We start from the raw sequence: 11,237 nt of genomic DNA, 5'->3' as shown, positions 1-11,237 counted from the left end.
AAATCGCCTGTGGACGGGGTCTGTCGGGGGCATTGCCCAGACCAGACCGAACGAAGCAGGTAGTCGCTCCAGCGATCCAGTGAAACCCGCGTTGTACCGAAGGTCAGCGTCGGGAGAACGTCACGGAAATATCCTGGCTTTGATTTCGAGCAGCAATGGATTGTAGACATGCGAAATTTGGAAGCGATTCAACAGCAAACCTACGATTTAATCGTTATCGGCGGTGGTATTAACGGTGCAGGCGTAGCGCGAGACGCCGCACTGCGGGGTTTGAAAACCATCCTACTGGAAAAAGATGATTTTGCCAGCGGTACGTCCAGTTGGTCTACGCGGCTGGTGCATGGGGGATTGCGATATTTGGAATATTTTGAATTTTCCCTGGTGCGCGAATCCTTGCGAGAGCGGGAAATTCTGCTGCGTACGGCACCCCATTTGGTCCACCCCTTGATGCTAACGGTGCCTGTATACGGCCAGCGATCGCGTCCTTACTGGAAAATCAACGCCGGCATGATTCTCTACGATATTTTTAGTTTTGACAAGAGCCTGCCGGGACACCGGATGCTGCCCAAACAGAAATTCCGGCAAGTATTTCGCCACCTCGACACCGAAAATCTCAACGGCGGCGCGCAATATTACGACGCTCAAGCAGCTTATGCAGAACGGTTGTGCTGGGAAAATATTTTGGCGGCAGAACAAGCCGGTGCTACAGTCCTCAACTACGCACAAGTGGAGCAGTTGCAGCGTAGTGAAGGTCGCATCACCCAAATAACCGCCCGCGATCGCCTCACGGATACGGAATTTACCGTAGGCGGCAGCGAAAATGCTGTAGTTATCAATACCGCCGGTCCTTGGGTGGATCGAGTTTGCCAGCGGGGTGTAGAAAACGGAAAAACAGTTGCTTTAAGCAAAGAGAAGAAAATTGGCGGGACCAAAGGCAGCCACATCATTGTAGATACCTTTGCCGGTGCCCCAGAAACCGCCCTCTACGTGGAAGCCAAAAGCGACGGTCGTCCCTTTTTCATCGTTCCCTGGCTGGGGAAAATCCTCATCGGCACCACCGATATTCCCTACCGCGGCGATTTGGATACCATCAAAGCCAGCAACGAGGAAATCGACTATTTGCTGCGCGAAACCAATTTGGTGATTCCCAGCGCCCAACTCACCCGGGGAAATGTATTATTTACCTACGCTGGCGTACGTCCTTTGCCCAATCAAGAAGGCAAAAAACCGGGCAGCGTCACCCGCCGGCATATTCTTTACGACCACACCCAGGATAACGTTCGCAATTTGATTTCTTTGATTGGTGGCAAGCTAACCACCTACCGCCAGGTGGGTGAAGAACTAGTGGATGCGGCGTACAAAAAAATGAACCGGAAAGCACCGGCTTGCCCAACCCAGCAAAAACCCCTGCCCGGGGCGATTTTGCCCAGCGACTTGCGGCTGCAGGAAGCTCTGCGCCAGTATAGCGATCGCATTCCCATGACTACCTTACACCATTTGTTTTCCATCTATGGGGCCAGAGCTCTAGAAGTATTGGCTTGGTGCGACGAAACACCAGAACTGGCAGAAGCGATCGCGCCTGGATATCCCGATATCAAAGCCCAAGCGGTCTACGCCATCCAAAAAGAACACGCCCGTACCCTACTCGATATTATGCGCCGCCGCACCGTTTTAGCCATGCAGGGAAATTACGGTTTTGATGCCGTGGATACCGTTGTGGACACCTTGCAGCAGTACGGTGGTTGGTCGGCGAACCAAAGCGAACAGGAGCTTGATGCCTATCGCCGCTACATGGAAAACAACTGCATCCCCGAATACGCCCTGCCAACGCATCAGAAAGAATTGTCGGCTACCCGCACCCAAGCCAGAGATAGATAAGAGCGCATTTGGCTTTTGCCGGTTTAGCCGCTCATGGTTGTCTCACAAATTCCTAAAAGACACTTATGGTACAAGACCTATCCCAAACCCAATCCACCACCCAGCAAACGCAACTCGCCCACCAGGTGTGCGAAGAGCTGCATGCTTTTGAATCCATTCAAATCGAACAAGCCACCCTCGCCGTCTTAGGGACTGGTGCCTGGGGAAGCGCTCTGGCTACCCTAGCCCGCAACAACGGTCACGAAGTGCGGGTCTGGTCTCGCCGTAGTTCTGTCAGTTTGGAAGATACCCTGGATGGGGTCGATATGGTGGTTTCTGCCATTCCCATGAAAGGGGTAACCGAAACCGCCACCAAAATGAAAGAAATCGGCCTGCCCCCCCACGTTATTTTGGTTACTGCCACCAAAGGCTTGGACCCAGAAACTACCCGTACCCCTTCCGCCATTCTGGAAGATACCTTTCCCCAACATGCCATCGTGGTCCTCTCAGGACCGAACTTATCCAAAGAAATTGAAAAGGGATTGCCCGCAGCTACCGTCGTTGCCAGCAAATACGAAAAAGCCGCCGAAGCCGTACAAATCATGTTCTCCTCCGATAGTTTCCGCGCCTATACCAACAACGACCCCATAGGCACGGAACTGGGAGGGACTTTGAAAAACGTAGTAGCCATTGCCGCTGGCGTGTGCGACGGCTTGCAACTGGGCACCAACGCCAAGTCAGCCATGGTGACCCGGGCGGTGGCCGAAATGATGCGCGTCGGTACCGAACTCGGATCCAATCCAGAAACATTCTGGGGACTGGCCGGTTTGGGAGACTTGCTGGCCACCTGCAACAGCTCCCTCAGCCGCAACTACCGCGTGGGCTACGGCTTGGCCCAAGGCAAAGCCCTAGACGACATTCTAGAAGAGCTGCACAGCACCGCAGAAGGGGTGAACACCACCCACGTGCTCATGCGTCTGGCTCGCGATCGCCATATTGACGTTCCCATCGCCTGTCAGGTAGAACGCTTGCTAGAGGGAAAAATTTCCCCTGCCAAAGCCATTGAGGCCCTCATGGAACGCGAACTCAAATCGGAATTTGCAGATTTGGATATATAATCAAAACAGCCAACCCAGGCCAGAGCCTACAGGTCAAAGGCAACCAAAGCTGAAAACTGACTCGCTTTCATCAAGCTGGCTGCTTCCTTTGACCTGACTTTTTTTCACCCATTAGAGATGGCAAAGAATTAGCCAAGCGAAAGAAGCGGAAATCAAGATCTTTATGCTCCCAAGAATTATCCCCGAATTGCATTGCAACTCAACGAAGCGCACCGCAAGCAAAATTGGTCAATGCCTAGCCATTGCGGCCACCTGTTCCACCCTGTTGGTCGGCTGTGCCAATGGCGGTGGAGAATCAGAAAACCAACGGCAAGTCAGAATTCTCGGCGTGGTAACCGGCGCACAAGAAGAAAAACTCCGAAAAGCCCTAGAACCCTTCACAGAACAAACCGGCATTGACGTAGTATACGAAGGTACCGACGCCTTTGCCACCCTCCTACCAGCCCGAGTAGACTCCGGCGATCCCCCTGATATTGCCATGTTCCCCCAACCGGGGCTTATGCGTAATTTCGCGGAAAACGGGAAACTCGTGCCCCTCAACCAGTTCATGGAACAGCAAACCCTCACCAACGCCTATCCCGACCAGTGGCTGCGTCTGGGGGAATTTAACAACCAAACCTACGGTCTTTGGTATCGTGCCTCCGTAAAAAGCCTAGTGTGGTACAACCCAGAAGAATTCCAAGCCGCCGGCTACGAAATTCCCGAAACCTGGGACGAAATGATGCAGCTATCCGAACGCATGGTCCAAGACGGCAACACCCCTTGGTGCATGGGCATGGAAAGCGGCGAAGCCACCGGTTGGGTTGGAACCGATTGGATCGAAGACATCATGCTGCGCACCGCTGGTCCTGAAACCTACGACCAATGGGTCAACCACGAAATTCCCTTCACCCATTCCGCCGTGCAAAATGCTTTTGAAAGATTTGGCAACATCGTCCGCAACCCCGACTATGTGGTTGGCGGCACCGTAGGTGTCTTGACTACCCCCTTTGGCGATTCTCCCAAAGGATTGCTCTCCGATCCTCCGGAATGCTACATGCACCGGCAAGCCAACTTTATCGCCACTTTCTTCCCCGATAGCGTCCAACTGGGCGAAGACCTGGACGTGTTCCCCCTGCCATCCATCGACCAACAGTACGGTACCCCCATTTTGGCAGCCGGAGACGCCTTTGCCATGTTTAACAACACCCCCGAAGCCCGCCAGCTCATGCAATACCTGGCCACAGCAAAACCCCACGAAATTTGGGCCGGCTTGGGCGGCTATATTTCTCCGCACAAACAGGTCAGTTTGGATGCCTATCCCAACGAACTCACCAAAAAAGAAGCTCAAATTTTGCAAAACGCCGACACGTTCCGCTTTGACGCTTCCGACAGAATGCCCAGTGAAGTGGGGACTGGCACCTTTTGGAGCGGTGTAGTTAGCTATATTAACGGTAAAGATGTGGAAACCGTGCTGCAAAACATTGAAAGCAGCTGGCCCGAATCCCAGTAGGATGGACCTGAAGATGGCAAAGTTCGGTTGAGGTAAAGGGAATGGGGAAGAAAGTATTCCTGGCAACTGGTTCTATATTGGGATTATCCCTATTGTTGGGGGCTTGTACGCCCACCGCCGAGGAATCTACAGGAGAAAGGGCTGAGCCCACGCGGACGGTGACCCTGCTCAGCCCCATGACGGGAGAGCAAAAACAGCAGTTGGAAAGGGTGTTAGCACCTTTTACCGAGGCAACGGGCATTGAAGTAGCCTATGAGGGGGCCAACGCCTTCGCCACGGTTTTACCAGTACGTGTGGAGTCTGGCGACCCCCCCGATGTGGCTATGTTTCCCCAACCCGGTTTGCTGCAGCGGTTTGCCCAAGCAGGGGAATTGGTGCCTTTGGATACGTTTATGTCACGCACGCAGCTGGAGAAATCTTATCCCCGGCAGTGGTTGGAGTTGGGCAGCGTCAACGACCGAGCCTACGGTTTGTGGTATTCCGCCTCGGTGAAAAGTTTGGTTTGGTACAATCCCCAGGAGTTTCAAAGGCAGGGGTACAGCATTCCCCAAACTTGGTCGGAGATGATGCAGCTGTCCGAACAAATTGTGGATGATGGCAAAATTCCCTGGTGTTTGGGGATAGACAGCGGCGAAACCACGGGTTGGGTGGGTACGGATTGGATTGAGGATATTATGTTGCGTACGGCGGGTGCCCGGGTTTACGACCAATGGGTCAACCACGAAATTCCTTTTACCCATTCGGCGGTGAAAAATGCTTTTGAAGAATTTGGCGAAATTGCCCGTAATTCTGAATACGTTGTCGGAGGCGTTGTGGGGGTTCTCAGTACTCCCTATGGCGATTCCGTTAACGGCTTGTTTCGCCAACCCCCTCGCTGCTATTTGCATCGTCAGGGGAGTTTTATTGAGTCGTTCTTTCCCCAGGATGTGACGTTGGGCGAAGATGCGGATGTGTTTCCCCTGCCGCCTATGTCAGAAGGGGAAGATGTACCTTTGCTGGTGGCGGGGGATGTGTTTGCTATGTTTAACGATACCCCCGAAGCGCGGGCATTGATGCAATATTTGGCGAGTCCCAAACCCCACGAAGCTTGGGCGAGGCTGGGGGGCTATTTGTCTCCCCATCGTCAGGTGAGTTTGGATACCTATCCCAATGAAGTGACTAGGCGTCAGGCGGAGTTGCTGATGAATGCGGAGACGATCCGTTTTGATGGGTCGGATTTGATGCCGCCTAGCGTTGGAACGGGCACGTTTTGGTCGGGGGTGGTGAATTATTTGAATGGTAAAGAGTTGGATCGGGTTTTGCAAAATATTGAAGATAGCTGGCCGGAAGAATCTTAAATTGTAGGTTTTCCTTAGATGTCTGCAGCCAAGATATGAGGTCATTATGGAGATTTTGGGTCGGGTTTTCAACGTGTTTTTGGCGATCGCAGTTGGATCCGGCGGCGTCATTGCTTTGTTTATTGCCTTAAATTATGCTGTGGAACGACTGCCTTACAAATGGCGATCGCGCCTTTTACCTTGGGTGTTCGTTGGTCCAGCTTTGTTGGTATTGGGGCTGATTTTGGTCATCCCCACGCTGATTACGATTTTTTATAGTTTCTTTGGACCAGCCACAGAAACCTTTGTAGGTCTGAAAAACTATATTTTTGCTTTCACCAACAACGATATGCAGGTTGCTCTTATCAACAACGTGCTTTGGATTGTCTTGGTGACCGGCGTTAGCGTCAGCGTAGGCTTGATTTTGGCGGTTCTCATGGACCGGGTTAGCTACGAACCCATTGCTAAATCAGTTATTTTTACGCCCATGGCGATTTCTTTCGTGGGTGCTAGCGTCATTTGGCGCTTTGTTTATGCCTATCGCCCGGAAGGAGACAATCAAATTGGGCTTTTAAATGCCATTGTTACCTCATTGGGCTTTGACCCAGTGGGTTGGCTGGTGGAACGGGTTAACTTTCTGGGTGCCAACGTACTGGGCACCACTGCCTTGCTGGCGATCATGATTTGGCTACAAACGGGTTTCTGCATGGTGTTGCTATCGGCGGCTGTGAAGGGCATTCCCAAAGACATGATTGAGGCAGCTCGCATTGACGGTGCCAACGAGTTTCAAATTTTCTGGCGCATTACCATTCCCACCATTCGTTCCACCATGACTGTGGTAGCAACCACCATCATTGTGTTGGTCTTAAAGCTGTTCGATATTGTCTGGGTAATGACCAACGGCAACTTCGGTACGGAAGTGGTGGCTAGCCGCATGATTAAGGAAATGTTCAAGTTTAATAACTACGGTCGCGGCAGTGCCATTGCCACCATTCTGTTGATTGCTGTGGTGCCCATCATTATCTACAACATCCATCGCTTCAGAAAACAGGAGGAAAATCAGTGACTTCCAATACGGTAAAACCAACCCAAACCAAAAGTATCGGCGATCGCTTGGAAAGTTTCTTAACCAAACTCCCGGTTCACGTTACCCTGTTAGTAATTTGTGCTATTTGGCTGCTACCAGCGTTGGGGCTGTTGATTACTTCATTTCGCCCGCGAGAAGCCATTTTGGAAACTGGTTGGTGGACGGTTTTACAAAATCCCTTTGATGCCAACTTTCAGCTAGAAAACTATATCCAAGTGCTAACTGCAGAAGGCATGGGGCAAGCATTCCTCAACAGTTTGACCATTACCGTTCCCGCCACCATTATTCCCATCGCCATGGCTGCTTTTGCTGCCTATGCCCTTTCCTGGATGCGATTTGCCGGTCGTCAGGTGATTTTCTTTATCGTGGTGGGATTGCTGGTGGTTCCCTTCCAAATGACTTTTATTCCCCTGCTGCGGGCGTACAATTTCTTGGGGATTTCGGGGACTTTTCTCGGTCTGTGGCTGGCACACACTGGCTACGGCATGCCTTTGGGGATTTACCTGCTGCGCAATTATATTGGTACCTTGCCCAAGGATTTAATCGAAGCTGCCCAGGTAGACGGGGCTTCCCACATGACTATTTTTTCTAGGGTGATTTTACCGCTATCGTTACCCGCGATCGCTTCTTTTGCCGTTTTCCAGTTTCTCTGGGTTTGGAACGACCTCATGGTTGCCTTAGTATTTCTAGGGGGAACTTCAGATGTTGCCCCCGTTACCTATCGTTTATCCAATTTGGTCGGTTCCCGCGGGCAAGACTGGCATTTGCTCACCTCTGGAGCGTTTATCTCCACGATTGTGCCCTTAATTGTCTTCTTTGCCCTACAACGGTATTTCATCCGCGGTATTTTGGCTGGTTCGGTCAAAGGTTAGTGGGTTTTGGTGTGGGAGTCGGCAACTATACCCAATTCCCGACACCAAACCACAGTTTTTTGTCGGGGCAATCCGCCTGTGGTTGCCCCAACTCCCGTTGATTCCCCTCCCTATAAAAGCAAATTTTTATCAAAAATGTTATACTTTTAGGCGAAAGAACTTAAATTAATTTAAAAATATGTGCCCTTCCCAAGGCAATGGCTTAAAGTTGGATACATCCAATTGTCTGGCCCGTTGCCCGTTTGCAATAACCGTTTAGCCGTCAATTGGAAAAGCTACAATTCGTCTTGTAGCGATCGCTGGTTGTACGGAGATGACGAACATTCAAAACCTCGTATGACTGTATATAAAAATACCTGGTGAACCATTGTGGGAACGCTGGTTTTAACCAATGTTCCTTTTGCTTGTGCTGAGCGCCGTCGAACCGCTCAAGCTTGCAACCAATTGTTTTTCGTCCCATCGAAAGCAAATCTTGCTTCGCTCACGTGTCAGTATGACTAACCCAATCACTGGACAAAATCGACATTCGTGTTGATTGCGTTCGGTTAGTCCAGCCTTGGTCTCGTAGCAGACTCCGTTATTTCGGTCATGACACCTTTCGCCCGAAGAGACTGAGAAACACTGAATTTCCGTACAAAAGGAATTTTAGCTTGGTGGAGGCAACAATAGCAGCTCGATCGGCAAACTACTCAAACAAATACTATGGCTAACGTAAAATTAGATCGCGTTACGAAGCGCTTTGATAGTTTCGTAGCAGTAGACAACTTAGATATTGACATAGGCGATCGGGAATTCTTGGTTTTTGTAGGACCATCCGGTTGCGGTAAAACCACCACCCTACGCATGCTAGCGGGTTTGGAAGAGGTTACCGAAGGTCACATTTCCATTAACGGAGAAATCGTCAACCACGTTCCCCCCAAAGACCGGGATATTGCCATGGTCTTTCAATCCTATGCCCTGTACCCGCATATGTCGGTTTACGAAAATATGGCATTTAGCTTGCAACTCCATGGCGTTGACAAACGGGAAATCCAAAAGCGAGTGCAAGCCGCCGCCGAACAAATGGGCATCGAACACCTACTCAATCGCAAACCCAAACAGCTTTCCGGGGGGCAGCGACAGCGGGTTGCCGTTTGTCGGGCCATTGTACGCAATCCGGCAGTGTTTTTAATGGACGAACCCCTCTCCAACCTCGACGCCAAATTGCGGGTGCAAGCCAGGGCAGAGATTGGCAAACTCCATAAAGATTTGGGGGCCACCTTTGTCTACGTTACCCACGACCAAGTGGAAGCTATGACCATGGGCACCCGCATTGCCGTGTTAAACGGGGGAATTTTGCAACAAATCGATACGCCAGAAAACTTGTACAACCATCCTCAAAATGTTTTTGTAGCTGGTTTTATGGGCAGTCCGGCCATGAATTTCTTTGATGCCCAACTGGTGGAAGGTCCAGACGGGCAGCTATTTGTGGCCACCGATTCGTTTAAGTTGGAAATTCCCGAAGAAAAACGGGAGCTGTATTTACCGTACAAAGGATACGACGTGATTTTTGGGATTCGTCCTGAAAACATTCACGATCCCAACTATACCCCAATGGAAATTCAACCGGTTTCCATCCAAGCGGAAGTAACGGTAACCGAAACTTTGGGAAATGAAAATATTGTTTATCTAAAAACCGGGAAAGATCGAGAAGCGATCGGTCGCTTCGATCCGCGATCGCGCGTTCGCGTGGGTGATAAAATCACAGCGACAGTAGATATGTCTCGTTTCCATATTTTTGAAAAACGATCTCAAGAAGCGATCGCATCTGAAAAAGAAAAGCAGCGGTGAGTTTCATCGCCCCATTGCACAGAGCAAGGAGGCCGGAAACTTCCTTTTTCTCGTTTTTCCGCGATCGACGAAGGAAGACGTGCCACATTACTATGAATACCAATAAAAGAAAAACTTTGAATGTTTTCGAGCTCATCAACATGAGCGTTGGCTTTTTTGGCATTCAGTTTGGCTGGGGCTTGCAAATGGCCAACATGAGTGCCATTTTCGAGCATCTGGGTGCAAATGCCCACGAAATCCCCATTTTGTGGTTGGCTGCCCCACTAACCGGCTTAATCGTACAGCCCATTATTGGGCACATGAGCGACCATACCTGGAACTTTCTGGGCAGGCGACGCCCCTATTTTTTAGTAGGTGCGATTTTTAGCTCCCTAGCATTGATTGCCATGCCCCACTCATCCGCTTTGTGGATGGCAGCGGGATGCCTGTGGATTCTCGATACTTCGGTCAACATCAGCATGGAACCCTTTCGTGCCTTTGTGGGAGACTTGCTGCCTAAAGAACAGCGCACCCAGGGCTTTTCCATGCAAAGTTTGTTTATTGGTTTGGGGGCAGTCACTGCTTCTGCCATGCCCTGGTTGCTCAAAAATGTGTTTGGTTTGGTGGAAACAGGCAACCAATCTGGGGAAATTCCCTTTAACGTTGTCATTTCCTTCTACATTGGCGCTGCCTTTTTTCTGACCACCGTTTTGTGGACCGTGTTTAACACCCGGGAGTATCCCCCCGTTGACATGGAAGCGTTCCGGGAACGACAAAAACGCAATGGTGGCTTGGTTGCCGGCGCACAGCGGATTTTCTCTGCCCTGCAAGAAATGCCCCAAACCATGCGCCAGCTTTCTTGGGTACAGTTCTTCAGCTTTTGCGGCATGTATTCGTTGTTTCTATTCTTTCCACCGGCCGTGGCGCGCAATGTGTTTGGTGCAACCAGCGAAAGTTCTCCCCTATACGCAGAAGGGATTGAATGGGCAGGTATTTGTATGGCGGTATACAATGCCGTTTGTTTTGGCTTTTCCTTTTTGCTAGAACCTTTAGCCAAAGCTACCAGCCGCAAAATTACCCATAGCATTTGTTTGCTAGCCGGTGCTGTAGGTCTCATTTCTCTGGCGTTCATTGAAGATAAATATACCTTGTTGGTCGCTATGTTGGGCGTTGGTGTGGCTTGGTCGAGCATTTTGGCAATGCCCTATGCCATGCTGGTCAGCAGCATTCCCCAACATCGCAGCGGTACGTATATGGGAATTTTCAACTTTTTCATCGTTCTGCCGCAAATTTCCATTTCTCTGGGAATGGGTTGGCTGATGGAGAATTTCCTCAATGACAACCGCTTGAGTGCTGTCGTTTTGGGCGGTTTCTTCTTCATCGCTGCCGCCATTTTGACCCAACGGGTGAATGCAGAAGCCGAAAAAGGAGAGCAAGCCGGTTCCACTCAACCAGCGACAGAAGCCGGCAAAGCTTCCAAGTTGCCTGGCAAGGTAGAACCACAATTGTAAAACCCAGGCGCGCAGTGGGTTAAAATAATTTTGGATAGCGGTTCGGCTGCTTCGACGAAACTTTGTCAGCACCCCCGGCTGAAGCACGGGAGCTTCATGCCTCCAGCTTCAGGTAGCTGACCAGCCTAAGCCCTTTGGGGGCTACGTTTTTAGGGTCATGGCACCGACAAATACT

General features: G+C 50.7%; 8 protein-coding genes. All 8 read left to right on the top strand.

Going from position 1 to position 11,237, the window contains the following annotated elements; all coding sequences use genetic code 11:
* Positions 1 to 168: 168 nt before the first annotated feature.
* The 8 genes from glpD to AS151_RS17270 all read left to right on the top strand — a co-directional run bounded on the left by glpD (position 169) and on the right by AS151_RS17270 (position 11,062).
* On the top strand, positions 169 to 1,878 hold the full coding sequence (gene glpD, locus AS151_RS17305; protein ID WP_071518316.1) for a glycerol-3-phosphate dehydrogenase: 1,710 nt from the start codon (positions 169 to 171) through the stop codon (positions 1,876 to 1,878).
* 65 nt (positions 1,879 to 1,943) lie between these two features.
* A complete protein-coding gene (locus tag AS151_RS17300) occupies positions 1,944 to 2,975 on the top strand; it encodes an NAD(P)H-dependent glycerol-3-phosphate dehydrogenase (protein ID WP_084639696.1) in 1,032 nt (343 codons plus the stop codon).
* A 163-nt stretch (positions 2,976 to 3,138) separates the two neighbouring features.
* Positions 3,139 to 4,467, top strand: coding sequence for an ABC transporter substrate-binding protein (locus tag AS151_RS17295; protein ID WP_071518315.1), 1,329 nt, complete (start codon positions 3,139 to 3,141; stop codon positions 4,465 to 4,467).
* A gap of 41 nt (positions 4,468 to 4,508) precedes the next feature.
* Positions 4,509 to 5,804 (top strand): ABC transporter substrate-binding protein, encoded by a 1,296-nt coding sequence (locus tag AS151_RS17290; protein WP_071518314.1) that lies wholly within the window; start codon positions 4,509 to 4,511, stop codon positions 5,802 to 5,804.
* 46 nt (positions 5,805 to 5,850) lie between these two features.
* On the top strand, positions 5,851 to 6,849 hold the full coding sequence (locus AS151_RS17285; protein ID WP_071518313.1) for a sugar ABC transporter permease: 999 nt from the start codon (positions 5,851 to 5,853) through the stop codon (positions 6,847 to 6,849).
* 47 nt (positions 6,850 to 6,896) lie between these two features.
* Positions 6,897 to 7,742: a carbohydrate ABC transporter permease gene (locus tag AS151_RS17280; RefSeq protein WP_084639700.1), complete on the top strand. Its 846-nt coding sequence runs from the start codon at positions 6,897 to 6,899 to the stop codon at positions 7,740 to 7,742.
* 702 nt (positions 7,743 to 8,444) lie between these two features.
* Positions 8,445 to 9,572, top strand: a complete 1,128-nt coding sequence (locus AS151_RS17275) for an ABC transporter ATP-binding protein (protein WP_071518312.1) — start codon at positions 8,445 to 8,447, stop codon at positions 9,570 to 9,572.
* Positions 9,573 to 9,664: 92 nt separating this feature from the next.
* Positions 9,665 to 11,062, top strand: a complete 1,398-nt coding sequence (locus tag AS151_RS17270; RefSeq protein ID WP_071518311.1) for an MFS transporter — start codon at positions 9,665 to 9,667, stop codon at positions 11,060 to 11,062.
* The last annotated feature ends 175 nt before the right edge of the window (positions 11,063 to 11,237 follow it).

This window comes from Geitlerinema sp. PCC 9228 (assembly GCF_001870905.1).
Taxonomy (GTDB): Bacteria; Cyanobacteriota; Cyanobacteriia; order Cyanobacteriales; family PCC-9228; genus PCC-9228.
This window is presented reverse-complemented; position numbering and strand designations above follow the sequence as displayed.